This window comes from Rhizobium sp. BK650 (genome assembly GCF_014195325.1).
Lineage (GTDB): Bacteria > Pseudomonadota > Alphaproteobacteria > Rhizobiales > Rhizobiaceae > Rhizobium.
Genome location: NZ_JACIBK010000001.1, coordinates 351,704 through 371,984, shown reverse-complemented (window position 1 = coordinate 371,984; position 20,281 = coordinate 351,704). Strand labels below are relative to the sequence as shown.

The 20,281-nt window shown below is 59.5% G+C and carries 20 protein-coding genes; 11 read left to right on the top strand and 9 right to left on the bottom strand.

What is annotated here, in order from left to right:
- Nucleotides 1–10: 10 nt before the first annotated feature.
- The 3 genes from FHX15_RS01785 (at nt 11) to FHX15_RS01775 (ending at nt 2,149) form a co-directional block, all read left to right on the top strand.
- Nucleotides 11–571, top strand: a complete 561-nt coding sequence (locus FHX15_RS01785) for a M48 family metallopeptidase (RefSeq protein WP_184393149.1) — start codon at nt 11–13, stop codon at nt 569–571.
- A gap of 220 nt (nt 572–791) precedes the next feature.
- On the top strand, nt 792–1,307 hold the full coding sequence (locus tag FHX15_RS01780; protein ID WP_184393147.1) for an RNA polymerase sigma factor: 516 nt from the start codon (nt 792–794) through the stop codon (nt 1,305–1,307).
- A gap of 5 nt (nt 1,308–1,312) precedes the next feature.
- Nucleotides 1,313–2,149 (top strand): anti-sigma factor, encoded by an 837-nt coding sequence (locus FHX15_RS01775; RefSeq protein ID WP_184393145.1) that lies wholly within the window; start codon nt 1,313–1,315, stop codon nt 2,147–2,149.
- 94 nt (nt 2,150–2,243) lie between these two features.
- Here FHX15_RS01775 and leuA read toward each other — a convergent pair whose 3' ends face one another.
- From leuA to FHX15_RS01760, 4 genes are all read right to left on the bottom strand, one after another.
- Nucleotides 2,244–3,968, bottom strand: coding sequence for a 2-isopropylmalate synthase (gene leuA, locus FHX15_RS01770; protein WP_246778846.1), 1,725 nt, complete (start codon nt 3,966–3,968; stop codon nt 2,244–2,246).
- Between the two features lie 157 nt (nt 3,969–4,125).
- Nucleotides 4,126–4,251, bottom strand: coding sequence for a hypothetical protein (locus FHX15_RS31420; protein ID WP_281413788.1), 126 nt, complete (start codon nt 4,249–4,251; stop codon nt 4,126–4,128).
- Between the two features lie 44 nt (nt 4,252–4,295).
- On the bottom strand, nt 4,296–5,510 hold the full coding sequence (locus FHX15_RS01765) for a benzoate/H(+) symporter BenE family transporter (protein WP_184393143.1): 1,215 nt from the start codon (nt 5,508–5,510) through the stop codon (nt 4,296–4,298).
- Between the two features lie 171 nt (nt 5,511–5,681).
- On the bottom strand, nt 5,682–6,269 hold the full coding sequence (locus FHX15_RS01760; protein ID WP_184393141.1) for an ATP-dependent Clp protease proteolytic subunit: 588 nt from the start codon (nt 6,267–6,269) through the stop codon (nt 5,682–5,684).
- Nucleotides 6,270–6,426: 157 nt separating this feature from the next.
- On the opposite strand from FHX15_RS01760, the gene FHX15_RS01755 reads away from it, so the two are divergent.
- The gene (locus FHX15_RS01755) at nt 6,427–7,137 is read left to right on the top strand and encodes a hypothetical protein (protein WP_184393139.1); all 711 of its coding nucleotides are present in this window, start codon (nt 6,427–6,429) and stop codon (nt 7,135–7,137) included.
- A 99-nt stretch (nt 7,138–7,236) separates the two neighbouring features.
- A complete protein-coding gene (locus FHX15_RS01750) occupies nt 7,237–7,992 on the top strand; it encodes a DUF2076 domain-containing protein (RefSeq protein WP_184393137.1) in 756 nt (251 codons plus the stop codon).
- Nucleotides 7,993–8,113: 121 nt separating this feature from the next.
- On the opposite strand, the gene queF is transcribed toward FHX15_RS01750, so the two are convergent.
- Together queF and emfA are read right to left on the bottom strand one after the other, a co-directional pair.
- Nucleotides 8,114–8,578 (bottom strand): preQ(1) synthase, encoded by a 465-nt coding sequence (queF, locus tag FHX15_RS01745; protein WP_184393135.1) that lies wholly within the window; start codon nt 8,576–8,578, stop codon nt 8,114–8,116.
- Nucleotides 8,578–9,492, bottom strand: a complete 915-nt coding sequence (emfA, locus tag FHX15_RS01740) for a CDF family cation efflux transporter EmfA (protein WP_184393133.1) — start codon at nt 9,490–9,492, stop codon at nt 8,578–8,580. Before emfA ends, queF begins: the two co-directional genes overlap by 1 nt.
- Before the next feature lie 251 nt (nt 9,493–9,743).
- Between emfA and FHX15_RS01735 the strand changes: the two genes are divergently transcribed.
- The 4 genes from FHX15_RS01735 to FHX15_RS01720 all read left to right on the top strand — a co-directional run bounded on the left by FHX15_RS01735 (nt 9,744) and on the right by FHX15_RS01720 (nt 11,811).
- Complete coding sequence (locus tag FHX15_RS01735) at nt 9,744–10,238, top strand: MarR family winged helix-turn-helix transcriptional regulator (RefSeq protein ID WP_184393131.1); 495 nt, start codon at nt 9,744–9,746, stop codon at nt 10,236–10,238.
- The gene (locus FHX15_RS01730) at nt 10,235–10,915 is read left to right on the top strand and encodes a GNAT family N-acetyltransferase (protein ID WP_184393129.1); all 681 of its coding nucleotides are present in this window, start codon (nt 10,235–10,237) and stop codon (nt 10,913–10,915) included. The genes FHX15_RS01735 and FHX15_RS01730 overlap by 4 nt, the downstream gene beginning before the upstream one ends.
- Nucleotides 10,916–11,021: 106 nt before the next feature.
- Nucleotides 11,022–11,546, top strand: a complete 525-nt coding sequence (locus FHX15_RS01725; RefSeq protein ID WP_184393127.1) for a hypothetical protein — start codon at nt 11,022–11,024, stop codon at nt 11,544–11,546.
- A 100-nt stretch (nt 11,547–11,646) separates the two neighbouring features.
- Complete coding sequence (locus FHX15_RS01720; protein ID WP_007824505.1) at nt 11,647–11,811, top strand: DUF1328 domain-containing protein; 165 nt, start codon at nt 11,647–11,649, stop codon at nt 11,809–11,811.
- Nucleotides 11,812–11,879: 68 nt separating this feature from the next.
- On the opposite strand, the gene FHX15_RS01715 is transcribed toward FHX15_RS01720, so the two are convergent.
- Nucleotides 11,880–14,069, bottom strand: coding sequence for an anthranilate synthase (locus FHX15_RS01715; RefSeq protein ID WP_184393125.1), 2,190 nt, complete (start codon nt 14,067–14,069; stop codon nt 11,880–11,882).
- A gap of 265 nt (nt 14,070–14,334) precedes the next feature.
- The gene (locus FHX15_RS01710; RefSeq protein WP_184393123.1) at nt 14,335–16,572 is read right to left on the bottom strand and encodes a TonB-dependent hemoglobin/transferrin/lactoferrin family receptor; all 2,238 of its coding nucleotides are present in this window, start codon (nt 16,570–16,572) and stop codon (nt 14,335–14,337) included.
- Between the two features lie 263 nt (nt 16,573–16,835).
- On the opposite strand from FHX15_RS01710, the gene FHX15_RS01705 reads away from it, so the two are divergent.
- Nucleotides 16,836–17,771 carry an extensin family protein gene (locus FHX15_RS01705; RefSeq protein ID WP_184393121.1) on the top strand — a complete coding sequence of 312 codons (936 nt, stop codon included), beginning with the start codon at nt 16,836–16,838 and terminating at the stop codon, nt 17,769–17,771.
- A gap of 83 nt (nt 17,772–17,854) precedes the next feature.
- On the opposite strand, the gene FHX15_RS01700 is transcribed toward FHX15_RS01705, so the two are convergent.
- On the bottom strand, nt 17,855–19,534 hold the full coding sequence (locus FHX15_RS01700; RefSeq protein WP_184393119.1) for a formate--tetrahydrofolate ligase: 1,680 nt from the start codon (nt 19,532–19,534) through the stop codon (nt 17,855–17,857).
- A gap of 155 nt (nt 19,535–19,689) precedes the next feature.
- On the opposite strand from FHX15_RS01700, the gene FHX15_RS01695 reads away from it, so the two are divergent.
- A complete protein-coding gene (locus tag FHX15_RS01695; protein ID WP_184393117.1) occupies nt 19,690–20,217 on the top strand; it encodes a TIGR00645 family protein in 528 nt (175 codons plus the stop codon).
- Nucleotides 20,218–20,281 lie beyond the last annotated feature (64 nt).

Genomic DNA, 20,281 nt, shown 5'->3' with positions numbered 1-20,281 from the left:
AGTATGCCCGATGACCGCTTCTCTTCATCGCCTATGCAGACTTTCGCTTGTTTCCGTCTTTGCTGTCGGGCTCGCCACAACCGCTTTCGCGGTCGGCGGCGGGAACGACGACACTTCCCCTCCGCCGAAGACCGAAACGACCAAAACCTGCACCAAAGGAAAGGTGTGGGATGCCAAGAAGAAGGAATGCGTTGATCCGAAGAAGCAGACCTTCAACGATGACGAGCTCTATAACTTTGCCCGCGAATTCGCCTATAACGGGCAATACGAGAACGCGATCACGGTGCTCAATCTCGCGCAGAACCAGAATGATCCGCGGATCCTGAATTATCTCGGCTATGCCAACCGCAAGGCCGGCCGTATGGAACTCGGCATGTCCTACTACAAGAAGGCGCTGCAACAGGACGAGAATTATATCCTCGCCCGTTCTTACATGGGCATGGCGCTCGTCGAGCAAGGCGATATCCAGGGCGCTCGCGTCCAGCTCGTCGAGATTCGCGATCGGGGTGGCGAGAATACCTGGGCCTATCGTGCTCTTCTTCAGAGCCTGAATGGATACAGGACATATTGAGGCAAGCTCCGCGGGGTATGGTACGAAATCCCTTGGGAAGGGATGGGTGAATTCAGATCCCCGCGCTTGCGAAATACAGGCGACTTGTTCCATAAAGCCGCCTGCATGGCCGGGGTAAATACAAGGCTTCGTGCCCGCCGGGCAATTACCGCACGCGAAGCCGGCCCGAATGCAAAGCCGGTATAAGTGCCTGCCGATGTAAATGCTTCTTGGAACGACAATGCGCCAACCCGCCACCACCACCACCGATATCCGGCGTGATCTCGTCGGCCTCCTCCCCCGCCTCCGCCGCTTTGCCATCACGCTCGCGGGAGAGACGGCTGCGGCCGATGAGCTGGTCCAGGCGGTCTGTTTACGTGCAATTTCCAGAGGGAACCAGTGGAATGGCGAAGGCCGGCTGGAAAGCTGGATCTATACGATGGCCCGTCAGCAATGGGCCGAAGACAGCCGCAAGCGCAAACCACGGCCAACCGCACGAGCCAATGTCACCGATATCCGCGATGCCATCCGCGACCGTAGCGCCGTTGTCGATACCGATGCCCTGCACCGCCTGCTCGCGGAAATGCCTGAAGGTGTCGCCAGTATTTTCCTGCTGATCGACGTAGAGGGCCATAGCTACCAGCAAGCGGCTGAGATCATGGGCATCGCGATCGGTAGCATCGCCGGCCAGCTTGCGACGGCGCGACTCCATTTTGCCGCATTGTCCGGCCACAATCCACCCGTCCACAGGTACTGACTGATTTGCTCGATTTTAAAAAACAGCCGCTTGAATCCCAGCTTGCCGCCCTCCTTGACGGTGAAACAACACCGGAACAGAAGCTAGAACTGGAAAACCGGCTCGTTATCGATGAAAATGCACGCAAGCTCTATGACAAGCTCCGCCACGGTGTCGATTTTGGCCGCCGCAAGCTGGATGACATGCTGAAGGAACCCGTTCCCTTGTCGCTCGTTCGATCCATCAAGAGCACGCAGCCGCCGAAGACACCGATCGCCCAGCGCAATACGCGCCCGCAGCTCAAACTTGCGCCGAGCGGCAGGCAGGCGCTTGCAGCCGCTCTCATCCTTTTCGTCGTTGGTGGTGGCATCGGCTATTTCATTGGCAATGCTCCGGATACGGATGATGCCGCACCGATCGCAGCCCCTCCGATCAACACCAATGACTGGTTAGGAGACGTTACCGCCTTCCAGCGCCTTCTCTTGCGCCAGCCGCGTCACCTTGTCGAAGTCCCAGCCTCGCAATCCGAAGAAATCTCGTCCTGGCTGACCACCGCAATCGGTGTGCCGTTCCGCGTGCCGGATCTCTCGGTCAAATCCTGGACCTTCCAGGGTGCGCGAGTGATCCTAGGTGATAGCCGTCCCGTCGGCCAACTCGTCTATTCCAATGCCGAAGGCGATATTATCTCGATCTGCTTCCGCAAGGATGCCCAGGCACCGGCAACGGAAGACTTCAAGGAAACGATCCGCGACGAAATCGGCTTAGTAACGTGGCACAATGCGGGCACGTCCTATGTATTGGCGGGCCCCTCCGCAGAGGCGTCGCTCAGCCAACTCGCCATGGAAATCGCCGCCGCCATCTGAACGATCCATGAAAGCGTGGGGCGAGCTCAATGAGCTCGCCGATTGTATCGTCAGGCCGCGTCATCCTGTAGCGATCGCGGCCTGACCAGAGTGCTCAGGCCTTGCCGGCCTTCACGTCGAGCACGCGGTTGGCAGCCGAAACGATCGCTTCAAGCGATGCGGCAACGATATTGGTGTTGATGCCGGCACCGAAGAGCTTGCCGCCCGGATAGGACGTTTCGACGTAGGAGATAGCGGCGGCATTCGAGCCATGCTGCAGCGAGTGCTCCGAATAGTCCTCGACCGACATTTCAATGCCGAGATAATGCGACAGCGCATTAATGAAGCCGTCGATCGGGCCGTTGCCGCGGCCTTCGATGCGCTTGATCTCGCCATTGTCGGTGATTTCGGCCGCCACGACCCGCTGTCCCCTACGCTCGGTATCGGGATAGGTGTGGTGGTCGACGAACCGGAGGCGCGCACCCGGCTGCGTCACATAGCGCTCGATGAAGCGGTCGTGGATGCGCTTGGAGGGAAGCTCCTTGCCCTCTTCGTCGGTGATGCGCTGGATGTCTTCGCGGAATTCGACCTGCAGGTTGCGTGGCAGGTTGAGCCCGTAATCCTGTTGCAGGATATAGGCGATGCCGCCCTTGCCCGACTGCGAATTGATGCGGATGATTGCCTCGTAGGAACGGCCGACGTCACGCGGGTCGATCGGCAGGTAAGGCACTTCCCAGACCGGATGGTTGGCGACCTGCGCAGCCTTCATGCCCTTGTTGATCGCATCCTGATGCGAGCCGGAGAAAGCCGTATAGACCAACTCGCCGACATAGGGATGGCGCTCTGCGATCGCCATCTGGTTCGAATATTCGAACACGTCCTTGATACGCTCGATATTGGAGCAATCGATTTCCGGATCGACGCCCTGCGTGAACATGTTGAGCGCCATGGTGACGACATCGACGTTACCGGTGCGTTCGCCATTGCCGAACAGCGTGCCTTCGACGCGGTCGGCGCCCGCCAGCAAGGCCAGTTCAGCAGCAGCAATACCTGTGCCGCGGTCATTATGCGGATGCAGCGAGACGATCAGGTTTTCGCGGTTGTCGAGGTTGCGGCACATCCACTCGATCTGATCGGCGTAGACGTTCGGCGTCGCCATCTCCACCGTCGAGGGCAGGTTGATGATGAGCTTGTTGTCGGGCGTCGGCTTCATCACCTCAATGACGGCGTTGCAGATTTCCAGCGCCACATCCAGCTCGGTGCCGGTGAAACTTTCCGGCGAATATTCGAAACGATAGCCGCCTCCGGCCTTGGCCGCCATATCGCTGATCATCTTGGCGGCATCGACCGCAATCTGCTTGATGCCCTGCACATCCTTGGCGAAGACCACGCGGCGCTGCAGCTCGCTGGTAGAATTGTAGAAGTGTACGATCGGCCGGTTGGCGCCTTCCAGCGCCTCGAAGGTGCGGGTGATCAGCTCGGGACGGCACTGAACCAGCACCTGCAGCGAGACGTCGTCGGGCACATTGCCCTCTTCCACGCACCAGCGGGCGAAATCGAAGTCGGTTTGCGAGGCGGACGGGAAACCGATCTCGATTTCCTTGAAGCCCATTTCCAAGAGCAGGTGGAACATGCGCGCCTTGCGATCATGGCCCATCGGATCGACGAGTGCCTGGTTGCCATCGCGCAGGTCGACGGAGCACCAGATCGGCGCCTTGGAAATAGTCTTGGTCGGCCAGGTGCGGTCGGGAATGTTGACCTGCGGATAGGGCCGGTATTTGACGGCGGCGTCGGGCATGCCCTTGACACCTGCGGAGGATCGGCGGGTGGTCGTGTCCATTGTCTTGTCTCCTCGTCCCGGCATTTGCCTCGCGTCTTAGCCGATCATATCAGGCTTGGCGACTGCAAATGCGGACCTTTGATCGGTCGTTTGGTCAATTTTGGATGTGAGTCGCGAGGAGCGATGGCCGGGCGGGCTTTCGGCCGCCGGGCGCTCCTCAAAGGACCCGGCAACCGCGCGTAAGGCCGAGGAGAAGAAGCGAGGTCAGGGCGCGCGAATTGTCACGCAGGGCCGTGCGGCCGCGTGCAATCGTCTCGGAAATCCGTGCGCTTGTGCTCTTCATGACCGCGCTTATAGCCTCCGCCGGAAAATCCGGCAACCCCTCGCCTATTTTTTCCTCGCCTGCACGATACGGGACAGCGCCAGCATCAATCCACCCGCGATCAGCCCCCAGAAGGCGCCGGATATGCCGCCGAAGGAAACCCCCGACGCAGTGACCAGGAAGGTGATTGCCGCTGCCTCGCGCGATTCCGGTGCCTGGAAAGCCGCCATGGCCGAACTGGAGAAGGCGCCGACAAGTGCTAGACCGGCCACGGCCTCGATCAAGATCGGTGGCGCCAGCGCGACGAAGGCAGTCACCGCTCCGGCAAGGAGGCCGAAAATGACGTAGCCGACGCCCGAGATCAGCGCCGCCCAATACCGCCGCGAAGGATCGGCATGCGCGTCCTGCCCGGCACACATCGCGGCCGTGATCGCAGCCAGATTGACCGCATGCCCGCCAAAGGGCGCGGCCAACAGCGAGAAAACGCCTGTGACGGCAAACAGAGGCCCAGGCTTCGGATGATAGTGGTTGACCTTTAGCACAGCGATGCCGGGAATATTTTGCGAGGCCATCGTCACAACGAAGAGCGGCAGGGCGATGGAAACAAAACCAGCGAGATTGAATACCGGATGGGCGATACCGATAATGGGCACCAGCGATTGCCCGATCGACGCCGAGGCACCCTCGGGAATATCGACGCCGAAGGCCAGAACCAGTGCGAAGGCCGCCAGTGCGGCCGGCACCGCCCACAGCCGCTTGAAGGCGCCGACCACGATCCAGGTCAGAACAATCGGCAGGCCGAGCATCGGATTGAAGGCGACGGCCTTGACCGGCGCAAAACAGAGACCGAGCAGCACGCCCGAGAGCATCGCATTGGCAAGCGCCGCGGGAATAGCGGCAACCGCCCGGCCGAGCGGCTTGAACAGCCCGGCAATGACGATCAACACGCCGCAAAGGATGAAGGCTCCGACAGCTGCATTGAAGCCGCCGTCGATCGTGCCGATGCTGGCAAGCAGCGCAGCTCCCGGCGTCGACCAGGCGATGCTGACCGGCAGACGGGTGACGGCGCTGAGCACGACGGCGCAAAGCCCCATGGAAACCGACAGGGCCATCAGCCCCGAAGCGGCCTGCGCATCGGTCGCACCAACCGCCTGCAATCCGTGCAACACGACAGCAAAGGAACTGGTGAACCCCACGAAAGCCGTCAGCAGGCCCATGAACAGGCTCTGCACGGAAAAATCTTTGATCAATGGCGCGACTCCCCTGCAAAGATTGCGCATGGAGCAACAGAAGAGAATTGCGCGCAAGGCAGATTGCTGCCGGAAATGTTCTGCCGGGTGGCAATTTCCGCAGAGATCGTCGACAGATTTCAGGTGTCGCGTGAAAAGATATGAAAACGCCCCGCCTGCGATTGGCAGACGGGGCGTAAATTCAGCCGCGCTAGCGAAAACTTAGATTTCGCTCTGCGAAGTCACGACGCGAGCGACGAGACCGTAAGCGACGGCATCCTCTGCCGAGAGCCAGTAATCGCGGTCGATATCTTTGGCGATCTTTTCTTCCGCCTGGCCGGTCGCCTTCGAGAAGATCTTGATCAGGCGTTCGTTCATCTTGATGATTTCACGCGCCTGGATCTCGATGTCCGAAGCCATGCCGCGCGTGCCACCGGACGGCTGGTGCAGCAGGAAGCGGGTGTTCGGCAGGCAGATACGGCGTTCCTTCGGCGCCGCGGCATAGATGAGCGCGCCGGCCGAGGCGACCCAGCCGGTACCGATCATCCAGACCTTCGGCTTGATGAACTTGATCATGTCATGAATGGAATCGCCTGATTCGACATGGCCGCCGGGGGAATTCACATAGATGCGGATATCTTCGTCATTGGCGGCAGCAAGCGCCACGAGCTGGGTGCAAACCTTCTGCGCCAGTTCCTGCGTGATCGGCCCGTAGATGAAGATCGAACGCGACTTGAAAAGGTTCGCCTCCGTTTCCTTGCCGAGCGGCAGTTCCTTCGTCTTGTCGTCCTGTTCTTCTTCGTCGTTCATTCGAACCTCTCTCACGTCCAATGCGGTTCCTCGCACATAGTGCGACTCAATGCGTAAAACAATGCGGGAAAAAGAGGAAGGCCGGAACCGGTGAAGATATTGTTATGACAAACGCACGATATCGTCGCATCCTCTGAAAAGACCGGAGAAACATAAAATGACCTCGTTCCTGCTGCGCTCAGCCGTCCGCAACAACGCATTCTGGTGCGACGCCGTATGCAAGGCGCAGGGGACGCCCGGCGAGTTCACGTCGACGCTCTGGTTCCACCGCCAGGGCACGCCGCCCTTCTATCCCGATATCATAACGCTGACGGAGACGGATGGCGAAACATCGGAGGCGATCGCCGCGGTGATCAACACCGAGAAGCGGAACTGGGCCGTCAAGGATAGCTATGCGGCTCTCGATCTCGCGCCCCTCGGCTTTACCATGCTGTTTGAGGCCGAATGGATCGGCATGTGGAAGCCGGTCCCCGCACCATTCTCATTGACATGGCAGCGTATGAAAAGTGCCGCCGATCTCGCGCGGTGGGTGGCGGAATGGGCGAAGGCGAACGGGTCGACAACGCAGACGATCTTCACCCAGCCGCTGCTCAACGATCCTGAAATCACTTTTCTGCTCGGCTTCGAGCACGGCCGGCCGGTCGGCGGCGGCATCCTCAATCACCATGCCGGCGTCGTCGGCCATTCCAACGTCTTCGCCGAAGGCCAGCACGGTGAAACCATCCGCCGCGGGCTGGTCGCGCGGGCAGCCGAACTCTATCCGGGAGAACCGCTTGTCGGCTATGAACGCGGCGGCGACCTGGACGAGGCGCTGCGCGCGGGCTTCGAGTTTTTGGGCCCGCTGCGTGTCTGGTTGAGGGAGGTCTAATCTAAACGAAATGTAAGCTGCCAAGGCTTTGAAATGCCCAAATTGCTTCCTAACTCAGCCTTACGCGGTGCTGCCGCAGAACTTTAAAGGAGACAGGACATGTCACCGGAAGAACGCCAATTGTTGACTGCCCTCTTCGATCGCGTCCGCACCGCAGGCGCAACACCGCGCGATCCGGAAGCCGAAGCGCTGATAACGGAAGCGACCCGTGCACAACCGTCAGCCACCTACTACCTGGCGCAGGCCGTCATCGTTCAGGAAAAGGGGCTGGAAGCCGCCGCCAATCACATCAAGGAACTTGAAGAGCGCGTCCACCAGCTCGAAGCGGGCGCAGGCGACCGCCGGCAGGCCGAACAAGGCGGTTTCCTGAGCTCCATCTTCGGCAATACGCAGACACAACAGCCGGCCCCCGCACCTGGCCCTTGGGGTAGCGCGGCGAGAGATAGCTACGAGCAACCGCGCGGATATGACAACACCCGCCAGATGCCGCAACAGCCTACCGGCCCCTGGACGCAGCAGGCCTATGCGCCATCCGCCGGCGGCAGCTTCCTGCGCGGTGCCCTCGGTACGGCGGCCGGTGTCGCGGGCGGCATGCTGCTCGCCAACTCGCTTTCCGGCATTTTCGGCAACCACATGTCGTCACTCGGCTGGGGCTCGCCCTTTGCCGGCGCCAATCCCTTCGGCAATGCCAGCAGCCCTGTCGAGGAAACCGTCATCAACAACTACTACGGCGACAACAGTCAGGTTGACGATAACCGAGACGAAGACAATAACGACAATATCCAACAGGCCGACTACACCGACGACGATAACGACTTCATAGATGATTCCGGCGACGACACGACGGATGTTTGAGGGGCAGCGGCAGTAGGCTTTAGACTGCCGCACCCTTGCCCGGCCCTTCGCTAGGGCTCAGGGCGTTCGCCGCTGCAATCGATTCACTGGATCGATTGCTCGGGCTACGCCCGACCGAGGCTCACCCACGTCCACGATAGGCGGCGACACCCTGATCAGGCAGCCATACGCCTTCCGGCGGCTTGCCGGTCTGCCAGAAGACGTCGATCGGAATGCCGCCGCGCGGATACCAGTAGGCGCCGATGCGCAGCCATTTCGGCTCGAGAAGCTCGACGATGCGCTTGGCGATGTAGATCGAGCAATCCTCGTGGAAGGCACCATGATTACGGAAGGAATGCAGGAAGAGCTTCAACGATTTCGATTCCACCAGCCATTCGTTCGGAATGTAATCGATGACGATATGGGCGAAATCCGGTTGTCCGGTCATCGGGCAGAGCGAGGTGAATTCCGGTGCGGTGAAGCGCACGACATAGTCGGTGCCCGCGTGGTTGGCAGGCACCTTTTCCAGAACCGCCTCTTCCGGGTTCTTGGCGGTTTCCGTGTGTTGGCCCAGCATCGAAAGGCTGGAAACGTCTGTCTTCGGCATTAAGCCTCCTTGATCACTTTGACGCGGATGCCATGGGCCTTTTCGCCCTCCGGCTCCACGTGAATGGCTATGGTCGCGCCCGCATGCGCCGCGCGAATGGCATCTTCAAGGCGGTCGCAAATATCATGCGCTTCACGAACCGTCATCTTGGCAGGCACGACCAGATGGAAATCCACGAATGTCACGGACCCTGCCCGTCGCGTCTTCAGGTCATGCACGCCGATCGAACCTGTCGCATGCGTGGCGATCGCCTGCTTGATCGCCTCTTCCTCCTGCGGCTCGACCGCCTGGTCCATCAGACCCCCGATCGAATGCGAGATCACCTTCCAGCCCTGATACAGGATGTTGAGCGCAACGAGAATGGCGAGAACAGGGTCAAAGATTGCATAGCCCGTCGCCAGCGCCAGAAGCAAGCCAATGAGAACGCCAACGGAAGTGACCACATCCGACATGATGTGTTGCCCATCCGCCGTCAATGCTGCAGAGCGATGCTTACGCCCGGAACGGATCAAAAGCTGCGCCCAGACGGCATTGACGACACCGGCAGCGAAGTTGATCGCAAGCCCGAGGACCGGTGCTTCGAGCATGCGCGGATTGGCAAGTTGGCCGATAGCCGCCTCGACGATCAGCAGCGCAGCGACCACGATCATTACCCCTTCGGTGACGGCCGAGAGATATTCCGCCTTGTGATGGCCGAAGGGATGGTCGTGGTCGGCGGGCTTCTGTGCGTAGCGGATGACGAAAAAGGCGATGAAAGCCGCCACCACGTTGACGAAGGATTCCAGTCCGTCCGAAAGCAGCGCCACGGAACCCGTCACCCACCAGGCGACCATCTTCAATCCCATCACGCCGAGCGACACTGGAACGCCCCAGAACGCCAGTTTCCGAACTGTGAGATTGCCCTCGTCGCTCATATCGTCCCCCTGCGGATGCGAATGAATTGCACCATCTAAGCCGTTGAAACGCAAAACCGCCCACGCGGGAATCGCGCAGGCGGCCAATGCGGGTGATATGGGCAATCCGGTTCAAAAAGTCAAAGGCCATGCCGATAAAACCATCACAGGTTCATCCCGAGTAAATGGCACTCTAAACCTGGGTCCATGATTGACATCATTTACATAACAATTTATATAACTGCTTATGAAATTTAGATGAGGAACCTGCATTGGTTGAGGATGTCGTGAAATCGTTCGGCTACCTGTGCCTCGGTAGCCGCTTTCGCCGGATCGGCGAACGCCTTCAGGCCGATACACAGCAGGTGATCGAGGAACTGGGCGTCTCCATACAGGCCGCCCAATATCCCTTCCTCGGCGCCATCGACAGGCTCGGTCCTCTGACCATCGGGGAGCTGGCGCAGGCGGTGGGCATCACACAGCCAGGCGCAACGCGCACCGCTTCGCAGCTGATGGAACTCGGTTTTCTCGACATGCAGCCATCCGCTGAGGATCAGCGGCGCAGGGTCGTTTCGCTGACGCCGAAAGGGCAGGAATTAGTCGACTATTCCAGGCAACAGGTCTGGCCACGCATTGCAGCCGCCGTCGCGGATCTTTGCAGGGATCTCGACGGCCCGCTGCTTGAGCAACTTACTGCACTCGAAGACGGGCTCGCCGAAGCGTCGCTGATGCGCCGCGCCGGCGCCCTACCGGAGAAAACGCCATGAGGCATATTCTCGACCGACCGATCTGGAACGCCCTTCAGACGGCGCACGCTGATCTCGCCGAAGGCAGTCAACACGCGATGCGCTATCCGCCCTCCATCGTCCCCTTCGCCGCCGCAGCCGATGACGGGCGCGAAAGTCTCGAAGCGCTCGAAAACCTGCCCGCGGCAGATGAGGTCATGGCAATCGTGGAAGCCGAACCTGTCTTCATTCCAGACGGCCTGACGGTCGTGTCGGAGGGAAAGCTCGTGCAGATGATCGCCGAGCGGCCTTGTGAGCGCATGACCGACAGCCGGCTGCAGCCATTGACCACTGATGATGCGGAGGAAATGCTCGCCTTGGCGATGCTGACCAAGCCTGGCCCCTTTACATTAGGCGCCCAAAGGCTCGGAACCTTCTGGGGCGTGAAGATCGACGGACGTCTCGTCGCCATGGCGGGCCAGCGCCTGCGCCATCCCGGATTTGGAGAGCTCAGCGGCCTTTGCACCCATCCCGATTTTCAGGGGCGCGGCCTCGGCACTCTTCTCTTCCGCTACGTTGCCGGGGAAATTTCGGCCAGAGGCGACACCGTCTTCCTTCACGCCTATTACACCAACACGCCCGCCATCACACTTTACGAGGCTCTCGGCTTCAAGCTGCGATCGGAAATGAACCTGCGCGTCGTCAAGCGCCGCGCTTAGACTGGCTAAAACGCCACAGGTTCGCCTTTCGCTATTTTGCGCCATGATAGCGACCAAATTGCATGGTGTGGGACGGCTCGGCAGTCAATTGGGGACCGCGTGAGACATGCATTGGATTAATCGCTACATCGACCAACCGTTGCTCGACGGTGCGGCCAGTTCCTTGCGGGCCTGGCACATCCGGACCGGCCTGTCGCCTGAGCGTCTGGAGCCGCTCTGGAATATTGCCGTGACAGGCTTCCTGCTCTCTGCCGCCGGGCATTTCCTCTCCGGGCCAGCGCTGCTTCTGTGTTACGGCGGCCTCATCATGTTGACGCTTCCCTCCGCCTGGGTGCTCTTTACATCCAGCCACGGTGCGGACGGCTACAACGTCGCCACGTACAAGAAACTGAGAACCAGGGCTTTCATGAAACGAGAGGGGGAATGGGCCGTGCGGCTCGCCATCCTCTTCACCGCTATCTGCCTGCCCTTCATCTCGCGCTCGGATGATCCGACGGCCGCTTATTTCATGATCGGCGCCAGTCTCTGGTTCGTGTTGACCGGCCCGGCGAGGTCTTACCTAGCAGCTGCTGAACCGCCTATGCCACGCGACGGTGACCCGTCATTCAAGGCCGACCTGCAGTTCAGCTGAACAGCATTGGATCAGCACGCAATTCAATTGGTCGCGGCATCAATGGAACGAAGCGCTCTCGTTTCCGTTATATTGCCAGCAACCGATAAAGGAGATCGCGATGCTGTATTATGCTCTGGTATTTCTCGTCGTAGCCCTGATTGCAGGCGTCCTTGGATTTGGCGGCATTGCCGGCGCATCCGCTTCGATCGCCCAGGTGCTGTTCTTCATCTTCCTGGTGCTGTTCGTCGTGTCCATCGTCGCCCGGCTCATGCGGCGGGTCTAGACCGACAATCTAACGCACAATAAGAACCCGCCGTTTCCGGCGGGTTCTTATTGACTATAGCTTTGGTATCAGGCGGCCTTGGTCTTTGCCCGGCGGGCGAGATGCGCCACTACATTCTCGATCATGCGCATGCCGGCATCGCCGCCGAGGGTCATGATCGATTCCGGATGGAACTGTACGGCCGCAATCGGCTCCTTGGCATGCTCGATGCCCATGATCGTGCCATCTTCGCTTTCCGCCGTGATGATGAACTCCCGCGGCAGCGTCGAGGGATCGGCAAAGATCGAGTGATAGCGGCCGACAGTGACTTCTTTGGCCAGCCCAGAGAAGACGATACCGGGCTCCAGCACGCGAATGCGCGACGGCTTGCCATGCATTGGCAGCGCGAGATGACGAAGCTCGCCGCCATAGGCTTCCGCCAGCGCCTGCAGGCCGAGGCAAACGCCGAAGATCGGCAGGTTGCGCGCCCGCGCCTTCTTGATCGTGGCCTTGCAATCGAAATCCTTCGGGTTGCCGGGACCGGGCGAAAGAACGACAAGATCCGGGTTCAGCCGGTCGAAGATCTCCTCCGACACCGGCGTGCGCACCGTCGAGACAGTAGCACCAGTCTGGCGGAAATAATTCGCCAGCGTATGGACGAAGCTGTCTTCATGGTCGATCAAGAGGATGTTGACGCCCTTGCCGACAGAGGCGACATCGCGCTGGATCTTGCCCGAATTGCCCGTCTTGGCGTCGCGGATTGCAGAAAGCATGGCGGAGGCCTTCAGTTCGGTTTCGGCTTCTTCTTCCTCGGGAATGGAATCGTTGAGCAGCGTCGCGCCAGCGCGTACTTCGGCAATACCATCCTTGATGCGCACGGTGCGCAGCGTCAGGCCGGTATTCATATCGCCATTGAAACCGACCATGCCGATCGCACCACCATACCATGCTCGCGGGCTCTTCTCATGGGATTCGATAAAGCGCATGGCCCAGAGCTTCGGCGCGCCGGTCACGGTGACGGCCCAGGCATGGCTCAGGAAGCCATCGAACGCGTCCATATCGTCGCGCAGACGGCCTTCGATGTGGTCGACCGTATGGATGAGGCGCGAATACATCTCGATCTGCCGGCGACCAATCACCTTTACGGAGCCTGGCTCGCAGACACGGCTCTTGTCGTTGCGGTCGACATCCGAGCACATGGTGAGTTCGGACTCGTCCTTCTTCGAGTTCAGGAGCTTCAGGATCTGCTCGCTGTCGGCGATCGGATCATCGCCGCGCTTAATCGTGCCGGAGATCGGGCAGGTCTCGATGCGGCGGCCGGAAACACGCACGAACATCTCCGGCGAAGCGCCGACGAGATATTCCTGATTGCCGAGATTGATGAAGAAGGAATAGGGCGACGGATTGATCGCCTTCAAGCGCTTGGAAATATCGGATGGCTTGCTTTCGCAGCGCTCCATGAACTTCTGGCCCGGCACCACCTCGAAGAGATCGCCCTTGCGGAAGCTCTCCTTCGCCTTGACGACGAGTTCGGCATATTCACCCGGCCGGTGATCGCTCTTCGGCGGGATGACGTCGGTGCGCACGAAGGGCTCTGCCGCAATATCCTCGGCCTTGCCCTCGGTCGTCTTGCCGCCTTTGGCGAAATCATAGCGATCAATCCAGGCCTTGGCGGCATAGTTGTCGACGACAAGGATTTCATCCGGCAAGTAGAGAACCATGTCGCGCTGGTCGGAAGGACGCTCCAGCTTCAGATTGATCGCGTCGAACTGGAAGGCGAGATCGTAACCAAAGGCCCCATAAAAACCGAGGCTGGCATCTGCCTGCGAGTGGAAGAGATCGGTGATGGCGCGAAGGACGGTAAAGACCGTCGGCATCTTCGAGCGCTCCTCCTCGGTAAAGACGCGATCCGGCGTCTTTACCGTCAGATCGAGCCTGCGCGCGCTCGAAACACCGAGCTCGAGTTCCCGAACCGTCTTCAACCGCTCGACGATAAAGCCGAGGATAATCTCGCCACGCTCATTATAAGCTTCGATCCAGACATTGCGGCCGAAGGAGGAAACACCGAGCGGCGGATCGACGACGGCCGTATCCCAACGCGTATAGCGGCCTGGATATTCGTAGTTCGATGAGAAGACGGCGCCGCGCCGCTCGTCGAGCTTGTCGACATAGGATGAGACTGCGTCGGCATAGGGAATCGCCCGCCTTTGCCGCGTAACTGATATGCCGCCCTTGGTCTCGTAGATTTCCGCACCATCATCCCGTAGGATCGTTACCATAGTTCCACTCCGTTATCGGGCCCGGACGAAAGGCGGCTTTGAAACAAAAAAGCCGCCTCGAAGTTTCGGGCGGCTCGTTCGTCGTCTTTGGACACGATTGGTCGAGGCCGCCTCAGCGAGCCCACCACCAAACTGCAATGTTCAAAGACTTCTTCATCGCCGAATTGTTAGCCTGAGATGAAGCCAAGCGCAAGAGGCGACCAGCCCACGAAAAAGAGCGGCCCGAAAGCCGCCCCTACCCCAGCCTTGAAAGGCTGATTTTTGATTAGAATGTCTTGGTGACCGAGATCTTGAAGGTACGGCCCGGCTCCGAATACCACTCCTTCGGCTGCGAAGACGTTGCGCTGAGGTTCACCTCACGAACTGCGAGCGCATTGTAATATTCCTGGTCGAAGATGTTGTAGACCCCGCCCTGGATGCGCAGACCCTTGACCTGCTGAGGCGTCCACCATGCCGTCAGATCGAGGATGCCATAACCAGGGGCATCGAAAGACGTCTCCGCGTTGTCGTTGCCGGTCATCTGCGACGATAGTGTCGAAGAGAGGTCGAAACCGTATTCGTCATTGCTCCAACCGCCGCCGATAATGGCCTTGAACGGCGCGACTGAGCGCAGCCGCTCCTGCGTATCGTCGTTTCGGCCATAGGTATAGGCAAGCGAGGTATGAAGATTGATGCCGTTGTCGAACGTCTTGATCACATTCGCTTCGAGACCGGATATGGAAGCCGAGGATACATTCGTGTAGTTGAACGTCATGAAGCCGGTGGTGGGATCTCTTGTCGTCACGGTTTCAATGAAGTTCTGATACCGCGTATGGAATGCCGCTACGCGACCCTGCAGACCGCCAGTGTCGAAATTGGCACCGATCTCGATCCCGCGACCGATTTCCGGGTCCAAATTCGGGTTGCCGAGCTGCGCGTAACCCTGCGTCGCGTTGTAGAAGCGGCTGTAGAGTTCGTCGACGGTCGGCGCCCGGAAGCCGACGGCAAGCTGAGCATAGAGCTGAACATCAGGCGTCAGATCGTAGGTCGCAAGCAACTTTGGCGACATGCCGGCTTCCGTACGATCGTAAATCGCACCGAAGCGGGGAAGCGCCGGATTGCTCTCGAAACCGCCGCCCGTCGACGGCCGGTAGTTGAACCAGTCAAAGCGGAAACCAGGCGTCAGGGCGAAGCCGCTATTGCCGATCTCGATCTTGTCTTCGAATGTCACGCCGAGATTCGCACTGTCGACGTTTGGCACTTCGGATTGGTTGTTGAGCGACGGGCAGGTCGTCGGCGTCGGGCAAAGCGCAGAACTATATTGGGTCCATTTCGATAGCCCGACATCGAGGCCGACACGAACGGAATGGCTAAGGCCGGAATATTCGAAGTCTTTCGTTGCCGTACCGCTAAAGCCCCAAGTTTCGTTTTCGATGCTGTTATTACGGCCGTAAGCGACACTGGCTGCTGTACGGCCCTGGCTGCCGGATTCCTTTTTCAGATTCTGCCAATAGAGGGTGGCTCTGGCAGTGCTGAAGAATGCGTCGGAAGATTGTGCCTCGTAATCATAATCGAGCGAAACACGGTCGCGGTCGCGCAGTTCTCGACCGTCATAGTCGCCGACGAGATAGCTGCGGATCGGAGGCGTGCCCTGCAAGTCCCTTAGATCAGTCTTCAGGTCGCGTCGAAAGCGCTCGGCCGTCAGACCGACGCGATGGCCGCCTTCAAGATCCTGGCGCAGCTTGAAGAGCAGGTTGTGCTGGTCGAAATCCGCAGGATCCGCCTCAGTGCGCAAACGGCCATAGCTGTCGTTATCGCCCTTGTTGTCGCGTTCATGGCCCTTGCGATAGGCGCCCTGGAAAAGGATCGACGTATCGCCTACCTTCTTGGCAGCGGCGGCGGAGCCGGCAATGCTGCGGTCTTCGCTGTCATAGGTCGACTTGACGATCGCACCCCAGTCGCGGTCCTCCGGTATCAGATCCTCAGGCTCGAGCGTATTGAGGACGAAGGCGCCGCCCAGCATGCCTGAACCGCCCTTGCTCGAATCTGCGCCGCGCACGATATCGAGAGAGGAGAGCGAGTCGAAATCGAAAGTATCGCCGCCACCATTCGCATTGGCCGGCGCAAACGCGCCCTGACGCGAGCTATTAGAAAGATAAGGGATCGGGATACCGTCGATCGTCGTCAGGATACGCGGGCCGGAAAGGCCGCGCAGATTGAAGCCGGCGTCGGCCCGCGAATAGTTGACGGTCGCATCGACGCTACGGCCAAGGTCGTCGTAATTGGTGACCTGCTTCTGTTCTAGCTCTTTCTTGTCGATCTCGGTTGCGAGCGGCGTGTCGGCTACGCTGCCGGGCGCAACCCGTTTTCCCTTGATGACGATCTTCTGAAGAACGGTCGCATCATCGGCATTCGCGACCGGCGTGGCCGCCGGAGCGCTCTGCGCAAAAGTCTGTGAAACAGGAAAAACAAGTGCGGCTGCTGTGCAGACCATTAGAACCGAGCGCCAATGCCGGACGATCATAACCTACCCTCAAATGGAAATTACCGGGCTGGCTGTCGTGGCGTGTCAGACGCTCGAGGGGCTGGCTAGGCTGCGGACGATAGGCGGAGACTTCCGCCTTCTTTTTGCCGCATAAAAAACATGAGTTTTATTGTCAATATATTCCGTCAACTTATGTTGAATAACGCGATCAAGTTTAAACGATCTTGCCGGACGTTGCGCAATTGCAACGAATCCGTCCCTCTTGCGTTTCCTCTCCGCTCGATCAACGACGGGAACGACGTGTGAGAGAATTTCGGAAGATAGCAGTCCTTCTTGCCGCACTCGCCCTGCTGCCTGGCGCAAGACTGCCGCGAACCGGCCCGGTACCTCAGGCAAAGCCAGAAGCAGCAATTGAAGCGCCCGCAGTCCCCGAGCCAGAAAAGAAACCGGAAGCCGAAGAAGCTCCCAAGCCTCAGCCGGAAACTGCGCCCGAACGGAAGCCCGAGACATCGCAACCAGATGCGGAAATTCCAACACCGCAGCCCAAACCCGCCGAAGCTCCTCCCGTCCCGCCAAGTGGAAAGGGTGACTTACCTCCTGCTCCGCCGGAAGAACAGGAACCACCGACACCGAGCGAGCAGACACTTGAGGAACAGCACCTGACCATCGAGCCTGAAAGCGACGCGGACCATGCGGAGTGCACCAGAGAATTGCAGAACCTCGGCGTTGTCTTCAAAGAGACAGCCCGTATCGATGGCGGCAATGGTTGCGGCATCGACAAACCGATCATTGTCTCCGAGGCACTGCCCGGCATCAAGCTGAGGCCTGAAGCGACGTTGCGCTGCCCAACGGCACTGGCGCTAGCCCAATGGATGAAAGGAAGCGTCATTCCCGCAGCCGCTGTCGCCTTGCCGGAAAGTGGCGGCATCACAACCATCAATCAGGCCTCCGCCTACATTTGCCGCCTGCGCAACGGCGCCGATACCGGCAAGATCTCCGAACATGCCCGCGGCAATGCCATCGACATCGCAAGCTTCAGCTTCAAGAAGGGCGAAGATGTTGCCGTCCGCTCGCGCCGCGAGGATTCGACGTTGACAGGTGCATTCCAGCGCACGGTGAGCGCGGCAGGTTGCCTCTATTTCACGACAGTGCTCGATCCCGAAAGCGATGCCGCCCACGAGACCCATTTCCATCTCGACGTCATCGAAAGGAAAGGCGGCTATCGCTACTGCCACTGAAATTCGAGCGCATTCAATACCTTGGTTGCGGGAACGGAATCCACTTGCGAAAGCCTTGAATCGGATCGTGAGATGGCCACTGCCTAGAACAGCCCCTCGATATAACCTTGATCATTCAGGAAAATCCGCTCGGCCGACGGCGATTTCGGCAGGCCGGGCATCGTCATGATCTCGCCGGTGATGACCACAACGAAACCGGCGCCGGCCGACAGGCGCACTTCGCGCACCGGTACGATATGCCCCTCCGGCGCACCACGCAGGTTCGGATCTGTCGAGAACGAATATTGCGTCTTCGCCATGCAGACCGGCAGCTTGCCGTAGCCCTGCTCCTCCCAGGCTGCGAGCTGATCGCGCACGGCCTTGTCGGCGGTCACTTCGCCGGCGTGATAGATTTTCGAGGCGACGATCTCGATCTTTTCGAATAGCGGCAGGTCGTCGCCGTAGAGCGGCTCGAATTTAGCCTGTCCGGATTCGGCAAGCTCCACCACTTTATAGGCGAGGTCCTCGATCCCCGCCGAACCCTCCGCCCAGTGACGGCAGAGGATGGCTTCCGCGCCGTGGCGCGCGACAAATTCCTTCACGGCAGCGATTTCCGCATCCGTATCCGAAGTGAAGTGGTTGATCGCAACCACGACAGGCACGCCAAACCGGCGCACATTGGCAATATGGCGACCGAGGTTGGAGCAGCCACGCACGAGCGCTGCCACATTTTCCGTGCCGAGATCGTCCTTCTTAACGCCGCCATTCATCTTCAGCGCCCGGACTGTCGCCACGATCACCGCAGCGCTCGGCTTCAGCCCCGCCTTGCGGCACTTGATGTCGAAGAATTTCTCAGCCCCGAGATCCGCCCCGAAACCCGCTTCCGTCACGACATAATCACCGAGTTTCAGCGCCGTCTTCGTCGCGATCACAGAATTGCAACCGTGGGCGATATTGGCGAAGGGGCCGCCATGCACGAAGGCCGGGTTGTTTTCGAGCGTCTGCACAAGGTTCGGCTGCATGGCATCCTTCAGGAGCACGGCCATCGCGCCGTCCGCCTTGAGATCGCGGGCATAAACCGGGGTCTTGTCGAAGCGGTAGCCGACGATGATATCGCCGAGCCGGCGTTCCAAATCCTTGAGATCGCTCGCCAGGCAGAGGATCGCCATAACCTCGGACGCGACGGTGATGTCGAAGCCGTTTTGCCGCGGGAAGCCGTTGGATACGCCGCCGAGCGAGGACACCATACTGCGCAGCGCCCGGTCGTTCATGTCCATCACCCGCCGCCAGGTAACGCGGCGCAGGTCGATATTCTCTTCGTTGCCCCAATAGATGTGATTGTCGATCATCGCGGCGAGCAGATTGTGCGCCGAGGTGATCGCGTGGAAGTCGCCGGTGAAATGCAGATTGATATCTTCCATGGGCACGACCTGCGCATAACCGCCGCCGGCCGCCCCACCCTTCACGCCGAAGCAGGGGCCAAGCGAAGCCTCGCGTATACAGACGATCGCCTTCTTGCCAATCCGGTTTAGCCCGTCGCCGAGACCGACCGTCGTCGTCGTCTTGCCCTCGCCCGCCGGCGTCGGATTGATGGCGGTGACGAGGATCAGCTTGCCGTCCTTCTTGCTATTTTGTGCAGCAATGAACTCGGCGCTGACCTTGGCCTTATCGTGACCGTAGGGAACCAATTGCTCCGGCGGGATGCCGAGCTTGGCGCCGATCTCAGCGATCGGCCTCTTCGTTGCCGCACGCGCAATTTCGATATCGGACTTAATGGCAGCCATGGATCAGGTTCCCGCTTTTTGAGCGCGCGACGGACTCGGGCGTTATTTCAACGAGATAGCGAAATATGCCCGAACTGTGAATAGAGCTGCGCTTGCCGCCCGCCTGTTCGGCTGTTTATTAGGAACAAGCGATTCTGTGTTTTACGGGGCTAACCATGAAATCACTTGAGCTTCTCGTCGAGCGCATCATTCTTTCCAGCCGTTGGTTGCTGGTGATTTTCTATGTTGGCCTTGTGCTGGCGCTCGCCGTCTATGCCGTGTCCTTCGCTTTCAAGTTCCTGAAGGTCGCAGGGAGCGTGTTCGAGCTCGGCGAGGCCGAAATGATCCTCGCCATGCTCGGTCTCATCGATGCCGCACTCGTCGCAAGCCTCATTGTCATGGTGATGATCTCCGGCTATGAGAATTTCGTCAGCCGCTTCGACGAGGCGGAAAAGGAAGGCGAAGTCTCCTTCCTCGGCAAGCTCGATTCCGGCAGCCTGAAGATCAAGGTTGCCTCCTCCATCGTCGCCATTTCCTCGATCCACTTGCTGCAGGTCTTCCTCAACGTCAATCAATATGACGATGGCAAGATCATGTGGCTGACCTTCATGCACCTCGCCTTCGTCGTCTCGGCACTCATGCTCGGCTTTCTCGAGAAGCTGATGAGTGTCACATCGAAGAATGACCTGAAGGATAAGGGGTAAAGCGGCAAGCGCCGGTGCGCAGCAAAAGCGCCGTATTGTTACGGCCTCTGCTTTCGGCTCTCAG